Below are 16,486 nucleotides of genomic sequence, written 5' to 3' on the forward strand. Positions count from 1 at the left end.
GAAGGGCGGTGCGGGAGAAGGGCGGGCAACGGCGTGCGCGGTCAGCCCTTGACGCCTCCCGAGGCCAGCCCGGCCGTCACATGGCGTTGCAGGGCGAGGAAGATGATCAGCGCGGGGAGGGCGAAGAGCGTGGAGGCCGCCATGGTCGCGCCCCAGTCGGTACCGAAGGTCGACTGGAAGGAGGAGAGCCACACCGGCAGCGTGCGGCTGTCCTGCTGCTTGATGATGAGGAAGTTGGCGTAGGTGAACTCGTTCCAGGCGGTGACGAAGCCGAACAGCGAGGTCGCCATGAGACCGGGCGCGAGGAGCGGGAACGCCACCTTGCGGAAGGCACCGGCCCGGGTGCAGCCGTCGACCTGCGCCGCCTCCTCCAGTTCGGGGGGAATCCCGGCGATGAAGCCGCGCAGCACGACCACCGTGAACGGCAGCGTGATCATGAAGTAGATCAGGGTGAGCGTCGGAAGCCGGTCGAGCATTCCGGTGTCGCGGGAGATGATGTAGATCGGGATGATCAGTGACTCCCAGGGCGCCATCTGCGCGATGAACACCGCCAGCATGAACTGCCGGCGCCCGCGCCACCGCATGCGGGCCACGGCGTAGGCGGCGCCCAGCGCGACCACCAGGGCGAGCAGGACCGCGCTGAGGGTGACCAGGATGCTGTTGCGCCAGAACAGCGCGAAGCCGTCGGCGCCGACCGCCTTGTGGAAGTGGTCGAAGGTCCAGGCGCGGGGCACCAGATGGGGATCGTAGGACTGGATGTCCGTGGACGGCTTGAAGGCGGTCGTGACCATCCAGTACACGGGGAACAGGCAGATCACCACGGTGAGCGCGGCGGCGGCGTTGAGCGGGAGGCGGCGCAGCGCGCGACGCGCCGCGGGGTGCGAGGTGCTCACAGCTGCTCACCCTCCTGACGGAACAGTTGGCGGAAGTACAGGACGAGGACGCCGCTCATCAGCAGGACCGTGAGCATCGAGGCGGCGGAGCCCAGGTCGTAGCGCTGGCCCGCCAGCGCCCTCTGCACGGCGTACACCGGCAGGATGGTGGTGGCCTCGCCCGGCCCGCCGCGGGTCATCACCCAGATCTGCACGAACGCCTTGAACGTCCAGATCACTTCGAGGGACAGCACGAGCATGAAGATCGGCCGGATCAGCGGGAACGTGACGGACCGGAAGACGCGTACCGCCCCCGCGCCGTCCATCCGGGCCGACTCGTACAGCTCGGCCGGCACCGTCACCAGCGCCGAGTAGAGCGTGATCGCGGCGAAGGGCACGGACTGCCAGACGATCAGGACCACGACGATGCCGAACGCGGCACCGCCGTGCGCGAACCAGGGATAGCTCTCGTACGAGTCGAAACCGAGGCCCGTGAGGGTCTCGTTGACGATCCCGAACTCCGAGTGGAACAGCCACTGGAAGACGGTGGTGGCCGCGACCACCGGCACGGCCCAGACCAGCACCAGGGAGCTGAGGACCACGGTCCTGGCCGCCCTGCCCAGCCGCTCGGTCATCAGTGCCACCAGGGTGGACAGCACCATGATCGCGACCACGTTGATGCCCATGAACACGAAGGTGCGGCGCACCACCTCCCAGAACTCCGGGTCGCCGAGCAGCGTCCGGTAGTTGCGCAGCCCGACGAAGTCGGCGTCTCCCAGGATCAGTTGGCGCAGCCGGAAGTCCTGGAAGGAGATGAGCACCGCGCGGGCCAGCGGATAGAGCAGCAGATAGAGCATGCCCAGCACGGCGGGCGCGATCAGCAGGTACGGCCAGAGCGTGCCCCGGCGGGCCCCGCCGTGCCCACCGGTGCTCCCGGTGGCTGCCGGCGGGCGGGGGCCCGCCTTGCGCGGGACGCTGCGCTCACGGACGGTCGACACGACGTCTCCTGGTCCTCGTGGGGTCGGGGCCGGCCGCGCTCAGGAGTCGCTGCCCAGCGTGTCGGTGATGGTCCGGGACGCCTTCGCCGCCTCGGACTCGGCGTCGCCGCCGGTGAGTACGGCCGTCATGTACTCCTTGATCGGGTTCTTCGCCTCGACCGCGGCCCACTGGGGCGTGTTCGGGGTAGCGTGTCCGTTCACGGCGCCGGCCGCCATGGCCGCGGTGCCCGGGTCGGCGGAGACGGCCCCCGCCAGGGTGGTCTTGTTCGGTACGTAGCTCATGGCGACCGCGAGCTTCTTCTGCCAGGCGTCACCGGTCAGTTCGCGCAGGAACGTGAAGGCCTCCTCCTGGTGCGCGGCGACGGCCGGGACGACCAGGTCGGAACCGCCGGTGAAGACGGCACCCGGCCGCCCGGCCGTCTTGCCGGGGATCGGGAAGAAGCCGAGCTTTCCCTTGAGTTCGGGGTTCTTCTCCTCGATGACCTTGGCGCCGCCGGGGACGGCGACGATCTGGGCCACCTGTCCCTTCGCCATCACCTCGGCCTGCGGCGGCTGGGCCTCGTCCGAGTCCTTGGGGCCCTTGCCGAGGGCCTGGAGGCGCTGGTAGAAGTCCATCGCCCGCAGGGCTTCGGGGCTGTCCAGGCCGCCCTTCCACTCGCCGCCGGACTTCGTGGCGAGGTCGCCGCCCTCGTCCCAGACGAAGCCGGACAGGACGTACCAGTTCTGCCCCGGCAGGTAGATGCCCTGGGTCCCGCCCTTGTCGAGCTTGCGGGTGGCGTCGATCCACTGGTCCCGCGTCCTGATCCCGGCGGGGTCCACGCCGGCCTTCTCGAACAGGTCGGTGCGGTGGATCACGACCCGGTTGGCGGCGTAGTAGGGGATGCCGTACTGCTTGCCGTCGTACGAGCCGGGCTCCGCGAGGCCCTTCAGCCAGTCGCCCCCGCCCAGTTCCTCCACCCGGTCCGTGAAGTCGGTGAGGCCGCCGCTCTGGGCGTACTGGGCGACCTGGGTGTTGCCCACCTCGATGACGTCCGGGGCGTCGTTGCTGGCCAGGGCGGCGGTCACCTTCTCGCCGATGCCCTCCCACTCCTGGATCTGGATCTTGAGGTCGATGTCGGGGTGGGCCTTCTCGAAGCCCGTCTCGAACTCCTTCTGGAAGCCTGCCGAGACACTGTCGCGCATGAGCCACACGTCGAGAGCGGTCCTGCCGTCGCCGGCGCCGTCCGAGGTGTCGCCGGACGACGAGCAGGCGGCGAGTCCGGCGCTGAGCACCAGGGTGGAGAGCAGGGCGAGCGAGCGGTACTTCACGGTTCACCTCTGGGAGAGCTGGGAGAGCTGGGAGGGCTGGGAGGGGAGGACGACACACCCACACTTGACCAGTAAGGGTCGCAAGACTTACCAGTCGGCGTTGCTCGAAGGTGGCATGGACCAATGAGGGCGTCAACCCCTCCCGTATGTATCGGATTTCGGCCGCTCGGTCACCGATGTGGCTGGTTCACGGCCGAGGTTGACAGGTAAGCTCGGCTGACCAGCAGACCAGTTACGGGAGTACTGCATGGAGATCGACGCCGCCGCCTCCGGTGCGGTGCTCAAGCGGGAGCGCGTCCGCGACGCCATCCTGGAACTCATCGAGGAACGGCGCCCGGGGGACGCGATCCCCTCGGAGCGCACCCTGTGCGCCGAACTCGGGGTGTCCAGGCCCACGTTGCGTGCCGCGGTCGACGAACTGGTGGTCGCCGGACTGCTGGTGCGCGAGCACGGCCGGGGCATGTTCGTCGCCGCCGAGAAGATCACCCAGGAACTGGTCTCCGACCGGCGGGCCTTCAGCCTTCCGCAGGCAGCCGGAGCCTGGACCAGCAGGCTCCTGGAGGTGCGCACCCTGCCCGCGGGCGCCCGGGTGGGCCGCAAGCTGCGCATGTCGCCCGCGGCGCGGATCCACTACGTGGCGCGCCTGCGGCTCGTCGACGGTTCGCCCATGGCCATCGAGTACCTGCACATGCCTGCCGACCTCGTCTCGGACCTGACCAGTGAGGAACTGGAGCAGGGTGACCTCTACGAGCACCTGGTCGAGCGGCACGACGTCCGGGTCAGCGAGGCCGTGCAGTCGATCGAGCCCACCGTGGTCACCCGCGCGGAGGCCGACCTGCTCGACGTGCCGGAACTCTCCCCGGCGCTGCTCTTCGAGCGCCTGACCATCGACACCCGGGGCCGGCCCGTCGAGTACGTGCACTCCCTCTACCGAGGCGACCGCTACCGCATCGTCTCCCGGCTCACCCTGGGCCCGCGTGACCAGGCACCGCCTCCGGGCGAGGGGCATCATCCGGGCATTCCGCCGGGGGACTTCACCACCAAGGACCCCGTCACGCTCTCGACGCGGGGGGTGGTGCAGGACGGGATGTAGCGGCACCTTCGGCTTCTCGGTGCGCGGAAGTGCTCGGAACTGCTGTGTATCAAGCACGTATTGACATGTCACGGCAGAGCCCGCAGAGTCATGCCCCGACTGTGATGCCGACCGCCCCACGAGGAGTGTTGCCGTCATGTCCCAAACGCCCGCTGTCTCACGCCGACTGCTCCTGGGTTCGGCCGTCGCCACCGGCGCGCTCGCGGTCGGGACGACCGCGTCCGCGTCGGCCGCGGCCGGGCAGGCGCCCCGCCGCAGGCCCGGCCAGAAGTCGATGATCGGTGTCCCCTTCGACGCCCACCGGACCGTGCGCGTGGGCATCATCGGCCTCGGCAACCGGGGCGGCAGCATGATCACCGGCTGGGCGGCCGTACCCGGCTGCACCGTGACCGCCGTCTGCGACATCCGCGCCGACCGCGCCAAGAGCGCCGCCGACCGCCTGGAGGGCAAGGGCAGCCCCCGCCCCGCCGAATACGGCGGCTCCGCCGACTCCTACGCCCGGATGCTGCGGCGCGACGACATCGACCTGGTGTACGTCGCCACACCCTGGGAGTTCCACCACGAGCACGGCCGGGCGGCGCTGCTCAGCGGCAGGCACGCCGTGGTGGAACTCCCCGTCGCGACGGAGCTGCGCGAGCTGTGGGACCTCGTCGACACCTCCGAGCGCACCCGCAGGCACCTGCTCCTGTCCGAGAACTGCAGCTACGGCCGCAACGAGCTGGCCATGCTGAAGGCGGCGCACGACGGCCTGTTCGGAGACATCACCAACGGCCACGGCGGCTACCTCCACGACCTGCGCGAACTCCTCTTCTCCGACACCTACTACACCGACTCCTGGCGACGGCTGTGGCACACCCGCAGTACCGCCTCCTTCTACCCGATGCACGGGCTGGCCCCGATCGCGGCGGCCATGGACGTCAACCGCGGCGACCGCATGACCACCCTGAGCGCCACCACGACCGCCCCGAAGGGGCTGGCCGACTACCGCGCCCGCTTCGTCCCGCGGGACCACCCGTCCTGGAAGGAGACCTACGTCAACGGCGACCTGGTCACCTGCATGATCGAAACCGCGAAGGGCCGGACGATCCGCGCGGAGCACGACGTCAGTTCGCCCCGGCCCTACAGCCGCATCAACACCCTCGCCGGCAGCCGCGGCACAGTCGAGGACTACGCCGGACCCGCACCGACGGGCGCCCGCGTCTACGTCGAGCCGGACCACAGCGGCCACACCTGGCGCGACTTCGACGCCTACCGCAAGGAGTACGACCACTGGCTGTGGCTGAAGGTCGGCGACGACGCCGCGAACAACGGCGGCCACGGCGGCATGGACTACGTCCTGCAGTGGCGCACCGTCCAGCTGATGCGGGCGGGTCTTGTACCGGACATCGACATCTACGACTCGGCCGCCTGGTGCTCCGCCGTCCCCCTCAGCGTCACCTCGCTGGCCAGGGGCGGCCGCCCCGTCGAGATCCCCGACTTCACCCGGGGCGCCTGGCGCGAGCGCAGGCCCGGCCTCGACTCGGCGCCCACCGACATGCCGCCCGTCGGCTGAACCCGGCACGCAGGCACCGGTCCCGTCGCGCGCCTGCCCGTCGCCGCCCACCGTTCGGGCAGGCGGGCCCCTCCAGGGTCCGGGCGGCGCGGCGGACAAGGCCGTCAACGCCCCCCCCCGCCCCGAGCCGGACTACCGGTCCAGGACCTCCTTCGGGCCCATGACGACGACCGGCTCCTTGTCCGGGTCCAGGGCGGTCAGCAACGCGCGCATGTGCTCCTCGCTCAGGGACACGCAGGCGTTCGTCGGCCCGTCGTGGTCCACATGGATCCAGACCCCGCCGCCCTTGTCCTCGCCCATGGGCCTGGTCCTGTCCAACGGGGTGGTGCCGGACACCCGGTTGTAGTCGATGGCGACCACGTAGTCGAACGACCCCTCCAGCGGCTCGCCCAGATACCCCGTGCCCGACACGGCGAACTCCGGGTCCTGGTCGTAGGGGAGCAGGGTGCCCGGATCGGGCAGCCGGCCACCGGCGTCGCTGAGGCCGAAGACGCCGATCGGCGTGTGCAGGTCGCCCGCCTCGTGGTCGTCGGTCCAGCCGCGCAGGCCGTTGTGGGCGGGCCAGGGACCGGCGACCGCGCGCCAGCCCTCGGCGGGGAACCGCTCGTAGAGCACCGCCCGCGCCTGCGACGAGTCCTCGGTCTCGCCGGTGACCACCAGCGCCTGCCGGGAGCCTGCCGGGAGCCGGTCCCGCATGACCGGCCCGACCCCGGGCAGCGGGCGGGGGAAGGAGCGCGGGGGAGCGGCGCGCGGGGACGCGGGCGGTGCCGCGGAACTGCCGGGGGCGTGTGCGTCCTGCGAGGAGGCGCCCGCGTGCTCCCGGGCGCAGCCGGTTCCCAGCACGCCGGTGCACATGACAGCGCCGATCACCAGGGCCAGCGCTTTCCTGACGGTCATATCGATCTCCGACTCCGTGTGTGGACTACTCATAGCTAGACCACTAACGGAACCGGGTTGTGCGGCCGCCTCGCGGTCTCCCCCGTATGGCGCAGAAGCGACCCCCACGGCAGCGGCCGAGGGTGCCGCTCGACAACATCGTTCCCGCTCACACCCCTTACTCACTGGTGAGGCTCGGACATGCCGTGTAGCGTCAGCAGCAGATGTCGTGGTTCGCCCAGACCGCCCGCCCAGGAGTGCGGGCGGTTTGCTGTGCAATGCCGGAGGACCAGGACGACCACCTCCGGGTTCGCGCGGTGCGGATCCGATAACGGCTGAAAGGCAAAAGGCATGGCCAGCGGAACTGTCAAGTGGTTCAACTCTGAAAAGGGCTTCGGCTTCATCGCGCAGGACGGCGGCGGCCCCGACGTCTTCGCGCACTACTCCAACATCAACGCTCAGGGCTACCGCGAGCTGCAGGAAGGCCAGGCCGTGACCTTCGACATCACCCAGGGCCAGAAGGGCCCGCAGGCGGAGAACATCACCCCCGCCTGATCGGGAGACCGTTGCACGGGGCAGGGTGCCCGGGAAGTGAACTTTCCCGGGCACCCTGCCCCGTGGCATGCCGCCGTGCGCGTGCAGGACGCGCGACCCTCAGGGGAGGCGGCCGAGGAAGGCGAGCAGTGCGGCCGTCAGCTCGGCGGGAGCGTCCTCCTGGACGAGATGACCCGCGTGGGCGATCGGCTCCCATCGTGCGCCCGGGACACGATCGGCGAGTTCGCGTCCCCTCGCCACGGGAATCCAGGCGTCCTCCTCGCCCCAGCAGATCAGCGTCGGCACACTGATGCCGGCGTAGCGGTCCTGGATCTCGTCCGTGTACCGCTGGTCGGCCTGGGCGATCTGCCGGTAGAAGGCCGGCTGCCCGGACTCGCCGAGCCAGGGCTCGACCAGCCGCTCCAGGACCGCCGGGTGCGGCCCGGGACCGCCGGTGGACGCCACGTACTCGCGCACCAGGGCCTGATGGAGCGCCGCCGGCAGCTGCTCGAAGACCTCGGCGTGCTCGCGGACCAGCCGGAAGAACGGCGACCCCCAGGGCGCCAGCGCGACCGGATCGACCAGGGCGAGCGCCCGGTAGGCCGCGTCGTGCAGCAGATGGGCCCGCAGGGCTACGGCGCCGCCGAAGTCGTGGGCGACCACGAGGGGCTCCGCCAGGCCCCAGTGGTCCAGCAGCTCGGTGAAGACCCGGCCCTGGGCGGCCAGGGACACGTCCTGTCCCGCGTACATCTCCGACTGCCCGTAACCGGGCATGTCCCAGACGAACACCCGGTGGTCGCGCGCCAGCGAGCGGGCCACCGTACGCCACACGTACGACGAGAACGGCGTTCCGTGCAGAAGGACGAGCGGGCGCCCGTCCGCTGGGCCCAGCCGGTTCCAGCGGACGGTGCCCGAGCTGCTCGCAAACGACTCGGGCAACGGCCATGCGGACATGGGAGGGTTCCTCTCGGTCGGGCGCCGCTCAGGGCGTCACGGCTTGCGGGCGAGCCCGCCGTGCTCACCGATGGGCTCGGGGGCGGGAGCACCGGGCTCCGGACGCCACAGCGGCACCGGGACGACGCCGGGCTCCACCAGCTCCAGGCCTTCGAAGAACGCCGTGATCTGGTCGACGGTGCGCAGGATGTACGGCGCCGCACCGCTCTCGTTGTAGGCGTCCTGGGCCCGTTCGAAGCCCGGATCGATGCCGCGCGAGCCGTCGTTGACGGACAGGTAGCTGCCGGACGGCAGGGCGGCCAGCAACCGGGTGACCACGGAACGCGCCTGGTCGTAGTCGGCGATGTGGCCCAGGATGTTGCTGAGGACCAGAGCGATGGGCCGGTCGAAGTCCAGCGTCTCGGCGGCGGCCGCGAGGACGGCGTCCGGGTCGAGTACGTCGGAGTCGATGTAGGCGGTCGCCCCCTCGGAGGTCGAGTAGAGCAGCGCGCGGGCGTGGGCGAGGACCATCGGGTCGTTGTCGACGTAGACGATCCGGGTCTCGGGCGCGATGCGCTGGGCGACCTCATGGGTGTTGTCGGCGGTCGGCAGACCCGTCCCGACGTCGAGGAACTGCCGGATGCCCGCCTCGGCGACGAGGTAGGTGATGTTGCGGCGCAGGAAGGCGCGGCTGCTGCGGGCGATGGTGACGATGCCGGGGAAGACGGCGGTGTACGAGTCCCCGGCCTCCTCGTCGACCGGGTAGTTGTCCTTCCCGCCCAGCCAGTAGTTCCAGATCCGGGCCGAGTGCGGCACCGAGGTGTCGATCTTCTGGTGGGCCGCGTGGCCCGGGGTCGTCGCAGGGTCGCTCATGGATACGGTCCGTCTTTCAGCCGAGGCGTGGGTGCTTGCCCACAACTTACGTCGCAACGGCCCCTTCCTGTACACCGGTTCACCGACGGGCGGGCTCTAGAGGCGCGGCGCGCCCGTCACCGACATCACCAGCGAGTACAGGGACGTGGTGGCGGTGATGAACAGGCGGTTGTTCTTCGGGCCGCCGAAGGCGATGTTGGAGACGGGCTCGGGCACGCGGAGCCGGCCGATGAGGGTGCCGTCGGGGTCGTAGCAGTGGACGCCGTCGTCCAGGGCGGCGGCCCACAGGCGGCCCTCGTCGTCGAAGCGGATGTTGTCGAAGTGCACGTCCCCCCGGGCCTCGGCGAAGACCTTTCCGTCGGACAGCGTGCCGTCCTCCTGGACGTCGAAGGCGTGGATCCGGGCGGCCCGGGAGTCGGAGACGAACAGCCGTCGCTCGTCGGGGGACAGGATCACGCCGTTGGGCCCCTCGAAGCCGGCGGCGGCGAGCCGCACGTCCCCGGAGGCCGGGTCGATCCGGTACACGTTGCACGCGCCGATCTCGGACTCGGCGCGGTGGCCCTCGTAGTCGCTGGTGATGCCGAAGTCCGGGTCGGAGAACCAGACGGTGCCGTCGGAGCGGACGACGGAGTCGTTGGGGCTGTTGAGCCGCTTGCCGGCGTAGTGCTCGGCGAGGACGGTCACGGTCCCGTCGGGTTCGGTGCGGGTGACGCGCCGGTTGCCCTGTTCGCAGGTGACCAGGCGGCCCAGGCGGTCGAGCGTGTTGCCGTTGCTGTGGCCGGCCGGGGAGCGGAAGACACCCACCGTGCCGGTGGCCTCGTCCCAGCGCAGGATGCGGTCGTTGGGGATGTCGCTCCAGATCAGCTGACGCCAGGCGGGGAGGTACAGCGGGCCCTCGGCCCAGCGGCAGCCGTTGTGCAGGACCTCCAGCCTGCTGTCACCGTTCGTACAGCGTCCGGTGCGGAAGCGGTCGTCCAGGATCTCGTACGGGCTGTCGGTGGACATGATGTCCTCTCAGCGGAAGTGATCAGAACGTCATTCAACGTAGCACGCACCCTGCCGAATCAGATACGGTCCATGGATGAAGTCAGTGGATGAGATCGACCGTCGGCTGATCGCGTTGCTCCAGCGGGACGCGACCCGGCCGTACGCCGCACTGGGCAAGGAGGTCGGCCTGTCGGCGGGCGCCGCCCACGAACGCGTCCGCAAACTGCGCGAACAGGGCGTCATCAGGGCCACCACGGTCGACGTCGACCCCGAGGCGCTCGACCGCGGAGTCCTCGCCTTCGTGCTGGTCGACTCCACGACGTGGATGGGCGACCGGGCCGAGGACTTCGCCGCCGTGCCGGAGATCCAGGAGGCGCACGTCATCGCGGGCAGCGCGGCGGTCCTGGTGAAGGTGCGCACGGCCGGCACCGAGCGCCTCCAGGACGTGCTGCGCCGTCTCTACGCGATCGACGGGGTGAGCGGGACCCAGGCGACGGTGGTCCTGGAAACGTTCTTCGAACGCCCGCTGAACGCCGGCTAGCGGACCTGCCCGCGCCGGCTCCGGGCCCGCCCGTCGGGAGGATCACCGCCCTCGCGGCCCCGGGGCCGTCGCGAGGCCGCCCTCGACGAGGTCGCGGAGCTGGGAGCGGGCGGTGATGCCGAGCTTGGGAAAGCTCCGGTAGAGGTGTGAGCCGACCGTGCGCGGGGAGAGGAAGAGCCGTTCGCCGATCTCGCGGTTGGTCAGGCCGCGGGCGGCGAGCCCGATGATCTGCCGCTGTTGCGGGGAGAGCTCGGCCAGCGCGTCGGGGGCCGCGTCGGTGACGTCGAGTCCGGCGGCCCGCGACTCGGCCCGGGTCCGTTCGATCCACGGGCGGGCGCCCAGCCTCCGGAAGGTCTCCAGGGCCTCGGCGAGCGGCCCGCGAGCCTCCGCGCTCCTCCGTCGGCGCCGCAGCCACTCGGCGAGATCCAGCAGGGTCTGGGCGCGCTCGAAGGGCCAGTGCTCCAGGGCCGGGTCCGCCGGCGCCGCCCTGAAGTGCGGCTCGGCGTCCGCCGGGTCCGCCGGCAGACCGCGGGCCCGGTCGATCAGCGCGCGCAGGCGGGGCGAGGCGTTCCGGGCGAGTTCGCGCGAGCAACGCTCCACGATCGCGGCGGCCTCCTCGCGCCGGCCCGCGCGCACGGCGGCGGCCGGCTCCGCGAGTGCCGGGTAGGAGGCGTGGTAGTGCACGGGAGAGCCGTCCGTCGTCGGTGACCTGCTGCACAACCCGGTGCAGATCCTGGAGCCGGACCACAACAGCTGCTTCTGCGAGGACCCCGCGGGGGCCCGTGCCACCCGCCGCAGGCTCCTGGGCTGGGCCGCCGACCACAACGCCCTCCTCTTCCCCGCCCACCTGGGCGGCCACGGAGCCGCCGAGGTGACACGCGAGGGGGACAAGTTCGCCATCAAGGGCTGGGCACCCTTCACCCCGTACACCGAGCAGCGCTGAGGCCGCCGGAAAGGCCGCAGAAGTGAACCACCACCACCCCGTCGTGACCACCGCCCGGGGAACCGTACGAGGCATCCGCCAGGACGGCACCGCCGCCTTCCTCGACATCCCCTACGCGGCCCCTCCGCTCGGCGCCGGGCGGTTCGCGGCGCCCCGGCCGCACGCTCCGTGGGACGGCGTACGGGACGCCACCCGGCCGGGTCCCAACGCGCCGCAGTCCGAGCGCCGGCTGGGCAGCGTCGACATGTCCCCCTACTTCGGTCCCGGCTGGGCACGCGGCGACGACTACCTCACCGTCAACGTCTGGACGCCCGAGGCCGGGAGCGGCGGGCTGCCCGTCATGGTGTTCGTCCACGGCGGGCGATTCGTCGCCGGATCGACACGGTCCCCGATGTACGACGGCTCCGCATTCGCCCGGGACGGCGTCGTCCTCGTCACCCTGAACTACCGGCTGGGCATAGCCGGGTTCCTCGACCTGCCCGGAGGGCCCGCCAACCGCGGCCTGCTGGACGTCGTCGCCGCGTTGCGCTGGGTGCGGGAGAACATCGCGGCCTTCGGCGGCGACCCGGACCGTGTCACCCTCTTCGGCCAGTCGGCCGGCGCGACCGTCGTCGGTGGTGTCCTCGCCACCCCGGGGGCCGCCGGACTCTTCCGCCGGGCGATCGTCCAGAGCGGCAGCGGCCTGGGCGCGTTCACCACCGAGCAGGCCGCCCGCGTCACCGGCGCGGCGGCCGAAGCCCTGGGCGTCGCTCCCCGGGCCGGCGCCTTCGCCGAGATCCCCGACGAACGCCTGGTGGAGGCCGCCGCCGGACTCGCGGGCATCGACCTGCGCACCAGGACGCACCGTGACCCGCTGATCGGGCTCAGCCCCTTCAGCCTGGTCCTCGACACCCAGCCCGCCGCGTCCGTCGCCGCCGGCCTGGGCGCGGACGTCGACCTGCTCGTCGGGACCACCACCGAGGAGGGAAACCTCTACCTGGCTCCCGTCGGCCGGTACGCCACCTCGCGTGCCGAAGACGTCGAAGCGGCGGCGGCCCTCTCGCACCCGGATCCGGCGCGGCTGGTCGAGACGTACCGCAGGGCCCGCCCCGACGCGTCCTTCGGCGAACTGCGCTCCGCCGTCATGGGCGACGCCCTCTTCGGCGCCGGCAGCAGGGCCCTGGCCGACGCGCACGCGGCGCACTCCGCATCCGCCACCCACGCCTACGAGTTCGCGTGGCGCTCCCACGGCCTGGACGGACAGCTCGGCGCCACCCACACGATGGAGCTGCCCTTCGTCTTCGACCGGACCCACCTGCCCGAGCTGCACGGACCCATCGGTCTCCTCGGCCCCGACGAGCCCCCCGCGGACCTCTCCGCCCGCACCCACGCGGCCTGGATCCGGTTCGCGAGGACCGGCGACCCCGGCTGGGACCCGTACGCCACCGGGCGCCGGGCCACGATGCGCATCGACACGCAGTGGAGGCAGGTCGACGACCCCCGCGGGGAGGAACGCCGGGCCTGGATCTGACCGCACCGCCCGGCCACCGTGGCGATTGCCCGAGGACGGTCGCCGTCACACGGGGCGCCGGGCCACGGGCCGCAGTCCGTCCAGGACGAGGTCGAGGAGGCGTTCGGCCTGCTCGCGCTGTTCGGGGTGGGCCGAGGTGAGGGCGATGCCCGCAAGGGCGGCGAACATGTCGGTGGGCCTGATGTCGGACCGGATCTCGCCGGCGGCCACCCCGGCGTCCATGAGGGACGAGAGGGCCGCCTGGATCAGCTCCCGGCTGTCCGCGTACGGATTGCCGCCCGAGGCGACGACGGCCCGCAGGGCGTCCGCCATGCCGAACTTCGCGGTGGCGTAGTCGATGAAGCGGCGGGTCCACGCGCGAAGCGCCTCGGCCGGGGACAGGTCCGCCAGCAGGCCGGGGACGGAGTCGCACAGCCGGGCCACCTCGTTGCGGTACGCGGCCTCGATCAGGGCCTCACGGGTGGGGAAGTTCCGGTAGAGGGTGCCGCTTCCGACGCCCGCCTCCTTGGCGATGCGCTCGAGGTGCGCGTCCAGTCCCTCTTCGCTGAACACCCGCACGGCCGCGACCAGGATCTTGTCCCGGTTGCGCTGCGCGTCGGCCCTCAGCGGACGTTTCGTGGCTCCGGACATGGATGGCTCTCCTCGTCACCGGTTGCTAAGTGGAGGCGTCCCCGCTTACTGTGGGTTGAAGTGGCGGCGCCTCCACTTACCACTCTAGGGCACGACAGAGATGTGCCCCCATCCCGTCCGGAAGGACTGCTCAGCATGTCTGGAATCGAAGGCAAGGTCGTGGCGATCACCGGTGCCAGTGGCGGCATCGGCGAGGCGAGCGCCCTGCTGCTCGCCGAACGCGGAGCCAAGGTCGTCCTCGGGGCGCGCCGCCCCGACCGTCTCGAAGACCTGGCCCTGCGCATCGAGAAGAACGGCGGCGAGGCGGCCTGGGTCCGCACCGACGTGACACGGCGCGAGGACCTGGCCGCTCTCGTCGGCCTGGCACGTGAGCGGTTCGGCAGGCTCGACGTCCTCGTGAGCAATGCCGGGGTCGGCCTGATCTCGCCGCTGGACGAACTCCGCGTCGACGACTGGGAACGGATGATCGACGTCAACCTGAAGGGCGTCCTGTACGGCATCGCCGAGGCCCTGCCCGTCTTCCGGGAACAGGACTCCGGCCACTTCGTCAACATCGTGTCCACGGCCGGACTGCGCATCAGCCCGCTCATGTCGGTCTACGCCGGAACGAAGAACGCCGTTCGCACCGTGTCGGAGGGCCTGCGACAGGAGGCCGGCGACAGCCTCCGTGTCACCGTGGTCTCCCCGGGCTTCGTCCACACGGACTTCGCGGACGGCGTCACGGACCCCGGGGCCAGGGCCCAGATCCTCGACACCAGGGACAGGATCGCGATCCCGCCGCAGGCGGTGGCCCGCGCGGTCGCCTTCGCCGTCGAGCAGCCCGCCGGGGTCGACGTGGGCGACATCGTCGTCCGGCCCACCGCGCAGGACTAGGGGGTGTCGCAAACGACACCCCCTAGACGGCAAGAGGTCGCTCGCGACGGCGACCGCACGCACCGGGACGTCGTGGACGCCCCCGCGGACCAGGCATCCGGCGGGTCAGCCGACGGGGAAGGGGAGCCGGGCCGCCCACTCGCCCAGGGCGGCCTTCTCCGCCCCGGTCGGCGCACGTCGCCCGGTGCCGACCAGCAGCGCGTCCCGGTCGGTGAACGACACGGGAAACGTCATTCCGGCGACCCCTTCCAACAGCTCGCGCGAGAACGCGAGCCCCGCCGCGGGCGGAGCCGCCGCCTCGGGCAGGTGCGCGATCAGGTCGAGGTGGTGAAGGGTCCATTCCAGGACGTACGCGCAGAGGTAGTCCGCCACCGTGAGCACCTGTTCCTGGGTGCCGACCCGGCCCGCGGGATCCGCGAGTTCGGCGGCGCGGCCCGCGGCGGAACCGACGTCGTCCAGGTGGAACCTGAGCAGCCACGGCTCCTCGTACGCGGCGGCGAGGCGCACGATCAGCGCGTCGAGCGGGTCGTCACCCGTCGGGGTTTCGACCACCCGCCAGTAGGTCACCGCGTTCCGGGTCGGCTCCGCTTCGGAGGGGGTGGCCAGGGTGATCAGGACGTCCTGGGCGTCGATGACCAGGTGGCACACCAGGTCCCGGACGAGCCAGCCGGTGCAGCCGGACGGACGCGCGAAGTCCTCGTCGGAGAGTTCGGCGACCGCGGTGCGCAACGCCGACCAGGAGCTGGAGAAGAGATCCACGCCCGACAGCCAACAGCACCGACCGCCCGGCCGCGACCCAATTCGCGGCGGCGGGACGGGAATGCCGCCCACCCGGCCCCCCGGCTCAGCCGTCGGCGGTCGCGGCGTCCTCGGGCGGGTCGACCAGTTGCTCGCGTACGTAGTTCCAGACCACCGCGATCAGCGCGGCCAGTGGGACGGCGAGCAGACTGCCCACGATCCCGGACAGGCTGCCGCCCAGCGTCACCGCCAGCAGGATCACCGCCGCGTGCAGACCGAGACCACGGCTCTGGATGATGGGCTGGAAGACGTTGCCCTCCAACTGCTGCACCACCACGATGATCGCGAGCACGATCACGGCGTCCGTCAGGCCGTTGGACACCAGCGCGATGAGTACCGCCACGAAGCCCGCGAACAGGGCGCCCACGATGGGCACGAAGGCGGACACGAACGTCAGTACCGCCAGGGGCAGTACCAGCGGCACGCCAAGGATCCACAGCCCGAGGCCGATGAACACGGCGTCGAGCAGGCCCACGAGCGCCTGCGACCGGACGAAGGAGCCCAGGGTCTCCCAGCCGCGCAGGGCGACGACCGGGACGTCGGTGGCCAGCCGGCCGGGCAACTGACGGGTGAGCCACGGCAGGAACCGCGGCCCGTCCTTGAGGAAGAAGAACATCAGGAAGACGCCGAGGACCGCGGTGATCAGGCCGTTGACCACCGTGCTCACCCCGGTCGCCACCGCGGTGGTGATGCTGCCGACGCTGTCCTGGATGCGCGCCACCGCCGAGTCGACCGCACCGGTGATCTGGTCGTCGCCGATGTTCAGCGGCGGTCCCGCGGCCCACTCGCGCAGTCGCTGGATGCCCTCGACCACGCCGTCGGTCAACTCGTCGGTCTGGGAGGACATCGGCACCGCGATCAGTGCCACGATGCCCATGACGACCAGCAGGAAAGCCACCGTCACCGCCGCCGCGGCCAACGCGGGACGCCACCCGTGCCGCCGCAGGAAGCGGGCCGAGGGCCAGGTCAACGTGGTCAGGAGCAGACCGACTATCAGCGGCCACACGACCGACCACATACGACCGAGGACCCACAGGGCCACCGCGAGCATGACGAGTATCAGCAGCAACTCGCCCGAGACACGCGCACTGGTGCGCAGCGCGGCCCGGGTCCGCGCGGCACTCAATCTGGCAGACATGGGGTCACCCTATGGGGATGGCCCGGA

Annotated in this window: 16 protein-coding genes and 2 pseudogenes; 7 read left to right on the top strand and 11 right to left on the bottom strand. The window is 71.3% G+C overall.

Annotated features, from left to right (window positions below; all coding sequences use genetic code 11):
• Positions 1-41: 41 nt before the first annotated feature.
• From ACGH7X_RS37440 to ACGH7X_RS37450, 3 genes are read right to left on the bottom strand one after another with little or no spacing between them, the layout of a single operon-like run.
• Positions 42-893, bottom strand: coding sequence for a carbohydrate ABC transporter permease (locus ACGH7X_RS37440; RefSeq protein WP_399894503.1), 852 nt, complete (start codon positions 891-893; stop codon positions 42-44).
• Positions 890-1,870: a carbohydrate ABC transporter permease gene (locus tag ACGH7X_RS37445; RefSeq protein ID WP_399894506.1), complete on the bottom strand. Its 981-nt coding sequence runs from the start codon at positions 1,868-1,870 to the stop codon at positions 890-892. The genes ACGH7X_RS37440 and ACGH7X_RS37445 overlap by 4 nt, the downstream gene beginning before the upstream one ends.
• Positions 1,871-1,909: 39 nt before the next feature.
• Positions 1,910-3,178, bottom strand: a complete 1,269-nt coding sequence (locus ACGH7X_RS37450; RefSeq protein WP_399894509.1) for an extracellular solute-binding protein — start codon at positions 3,176-3,178, stop codon at positions 1,910-1,912.
• Between the two features lie 247 nt (positions 3,179-3,425).
• Here ACGH7X_RS37450 and ACGH7X_RS37455 point away from each other — a divergent pair, with 247 nt between their 5' ends.
• Positions 3,426-4,271 carry a GntR family transcriptional regulator gene (locus tag ACGH7X_RS37455; RefSeq protein ID WP_399894512.1) on the top strand — a complete coding sequence of 282 codons (846 nt, stop codon included), beginning with the start codon at positions 3,426-3,428 and terminating at the stop codon, positions 4,269-4,271.
• Positions 4,272-4,407: 136 nt separating this feature from the next.
• Positions 4,408-5,823: a Gfo/Idh/MocA family protein gene (locus ACGH7X_RS37460; protein ID WP_399894515.1), complete on the top strand. Its 1,416-nt coding sequence runs from the start codon at positions 4,408-4,410 to the stop codon at positions 5,821-5,823.
• Between the two features lie 132 nt (positions 5,824-5,955).
• Here ACGH7X_RS37460 and ACGH7X_RS37465 read toward each other — a convergent pair whose 3' ends face one another.
• Positions 5,956-6,720 carry a hypothetical protein gene (locus tag ACGH7X_RS37465; protein ID WP_399894518.1) on the bottom strand — a complete coding sequence of 255 codons (765 nt, stop codon included), beginning with the start codon at positions 6,718-6,720 and terminating at the stop codon, positions 5,956-5,958.
• Between the two features lie 330 nt (positions 6,721-7,050).
• Between ACGH7X_RS37465 and ACGH7X_RS37470 the strand changes: the two genes are divergently transcribed.
• Positions 7,051-7,254: a cold-shock protein gene (locus ACGH7X_RS37470; RefSeq protein ID WP_003978336.1), complete on the top strand. Its 204-nt coding sequence runs from the start codon at positions 7,051-7,053 to the stop codon at positions 7,252-7,254.
• 99 nt (positions 7,255-7,353) lie between these two features.
• Here ACGH7X_RS37470 and ACGH7X_RS37475 read toward each other — a convergent pair whose 3' ends face one another.
• The 3 genes from ACGH7X_RS37475 to ACGH7X_RS37485 all read right to left on the bottom strand — a co-directional run bounded on the left by ACGH7X_RS37475 (position 7,354) and on the right by ACGH7X_RS37485 (position 10,044).
• On the bottom strand, positions 7,354-8,187 hold the full coding sequence (locus ACGH7X_RS37475; protein WP_399894521.1) for an alpha/beta fold hydrolase: 834 nt from the start codon (positions 8,185-8,187) through the stop codon (positions 7,354-7,356).
• 36 nt (positions 8,188-8,223) lie between these two features.
• On the bottom strand, positions 8,224-9,039 hold the full coding sequence (locus ACGH7X_RS37480; protein ID WP_399894524.1) for an SAM-dependent methyltransferase: 816 nt from the start codon (positions 9,037-9,039) through the stop codon (positions 8,224-8,226).
• A gap of 96 nt (positions 9,040-9,135) precedes the next feature.
• The gene (locus ACGH7X_RS37485; RefSeq protein WP_399894527.1) at positions 9,136-10,044 is read right to left on the bottom strand and encodes an SMP-30/gluconolactonase/LRE family protein; all 909 of its coding nucleotides are present in this window, start codon (positions 10,042-10,044) and stop codon (positions 9,136-9,138) included.
• An 85-nt stretch (positions 10,045-10,129) separates the two neighbouring features.
• Here ACGH7X_RS37485 and ACGH7X_RS37490 point away from each other — a divergent pair, with 85 nt between their 5' ends.
• Positions 10,130-10,567 carry an Lrp/AsnC family transcriptional regulator gene (locus ACGH7X_RS37490; RefSeq protein WP_399897614.1) on the top strand — a complete coding sequence of 146 codons (438 nt, stop codon included), beginning with the start codon at positions 10,130-10,132 and terminating at the stop codon, positions 10,565-10,567.
• 42 nt (positions 10,568-10,609) lie between these two features.
• Here the strand turns inward: ACGH7X_RS37490 and ACGH7X_RS37495 are convergent.
• Positions 10,610-11,269: pseudogene (locus tag ACGH7X_RS37495) on the bottom strand (LuxR C-terminal-related transcriptional regulator); the annotation flags it as partial.
• Between ACGH7X_RS37495 and ACGH7X_RS37500 the strand changes: the two are divergent.
• A pseudogene (locus ACGH7X_RS37500) lies at positions 11,268-11,510 on the top strand (MBL fold metallo-hydrolase); the annotation flags it as partial. The pseudogenes ACGH7X_RS37495 and ACGH7X_RS37500 overlap by 2 nt on opposite strands.
• A gap of 22 nt (positions 11,511-11,532) precedes the next feature.
• Positions 11,533-13,020 carry a carboxylesterase/lipase family protein gene (locus tag ACGH7X_RS37505; protein ID WP_399894530.1) on the top strand — a complete coding sequence of 496 codons (1,488 nt, stop codon included), beginning with the start codon at positions 11,533-11,535 and terminating at the stop codon, positions 13,018-13,020.
• 45 nt (positions 13,021-13,065) lie between these two features.
• Here ACGH7X_RS37505 and ACGH7X_RS37510 read toward each other — a convergent pair whose 3' ends face one another.
• Positions 13,066-13,650 carry a TetR/AcrR family transcriptional regulator gene (locus ACGH7X_RS37510; RefSeq protein WP_399894533.1) on the bottom strand — a complete coding sequence of 195 codons (585 nt, stop codon included), beginning with the start codon at positions 13,648-13,650 and terminating at the stop codon, positions 13,066-13,068.
• 135 nt (positions 13,651-13,785) lie between these two features.
• Between ACGH7X_RS37510 and ACGH7X_RS37515 the strand changes: the two genes are divergently transcribed.
• Positions 13,786-14,523 carry an SDR family oxidoreductase gene (locus tag ACGH7X_RS37515; RefSeq protein WP_399894536.1) on the top strand — a complete coding sequence of 246 codons (738 nt, stop codon included), beginning with the start codon at positions 13,786-13,788 and terminating at the stop codon, positions 14,521-14,523.
• Between the two features lie 105 nt (positions 14,524-14,628).
• Here ACGH7X_RS37515 and ACGH7X_RS37520 read toward each other — a convergent pair whose 3' ends face one another.
• Both ACGH7X_RS37520 and ACGH7X_RS37525 read right to left on the bottom strand, forming a co-directional pair.
• Positions 14,629-15,282, bottom strand: coding sequence for a maleylpyruvate isomerase N-terminal domain-containing protein (locus ACGH7X_RS37520; protein WP_399894539.1), 654 nt, complete (start codon positions 15,280-15,282; stop codon positions 14,629-14,631).
• A gap of 85 nt (positions 15,283-15,367) precedes the next feature.
• Positions 15,368-16,459 carry an AI-2E family transporter gene (locus tag ACGH7X_RS37525; RefSeq protein ID WP_399894542.1) on the bottom strand — a complete coding sequence of 364 codons (1,092 nt, stop codon included), beginning with the start codon at positions 16,457-16,459 and terminating at the stop codon, positions 15,368-15,370.
• Between the last annotated feature and the right edge of the window lie 27 nt (positions 16,460-16,486).

Origin of the sequence: Streptomyces sp. BBFR51, assembly GCF_044591655.1 — a bacterium.
Classification (GTDB): Bacteria; Actinomycetota; Actinomycetes; order Streptomycetales; family Streptomycetaceae; genus Streptomyces.

Bases quoted from the DNA above. Each gene is read 5' to 3' on its own strand.
- ACGH7X_RS37455 (WP_399894512.1), top strand. From the start codon at position 3,426: ATGGAGATCGACGCCGCCGCCTCCGGTGCGGTGCTCAAGCGGGAGCGC.
- ACGH7X_RS37460 (WP_399894515.1), top strand. From the start codon at position 4,408: ATGTCCCAAACGCCCGCTGTCTCACGCCGACTGCTCCTGGGTTCGGCC.
- ACGH7X_RS37465 (WP_399894518.1), bottom strand. From the start codon at position 6,720: ATGACCGTCAGGAAAGCGCTGGCCCTGGTGATCGGCGCTGTCATGTGC.
- ACGH7X_RS37470 (WP_003978336.1), top strand. From the start codon at position 7,051: ATGGCCAGCGGAACTGTCAAGTGGTTCAACTCTGAAAAGGGCTTCGGC.
- ACGH7X_RS37475 (WP_399894521.1), bottom strand. From the start codon at position 8,187: ATGTCCGCATGGCCGTTGCCCGAGTCGTTTGCGAGCAGCTCGGGCACC.
- ACGH7X_RS37480 (WP_399894524.1), bottom strand. From the start codon at position 9,039: ATGAGCGACCCTGCGACGACCCCGGGCCACGCGGCCCACCAGAAGATC.
- ACGH7X_RS37485 (WP_399894527.1), bottom strand. From the start codon at position 10,044: ATGTCCACCGACAGCCCGTACGAGATCCTGGACGACCGCTTCCGCACC.
- ACGH7X_RS37510 (WP_399894533.1), bottom strand. From the start codon at position 13,650: ATGTCCGGAGCCACGAAACGTCCGCTGAGGGCCGACGCGCAGCGCAAC.
- ACGH7X_RS37515 (WP_399894536.1), top strand. From the start codon at position 13,786: ATGTCTGGAATCGAAGGCAAGGTCGTGGCGATCACCGGTGCCAGTGGC.
- ACGH7X_RS37525 (WP_399894542.1), bottom strand. From the start codon at position 16,459: ATGTCTGCCAGATTGAGTGCCGCGCGGACCCGGGCCGCGCTGCGCACC.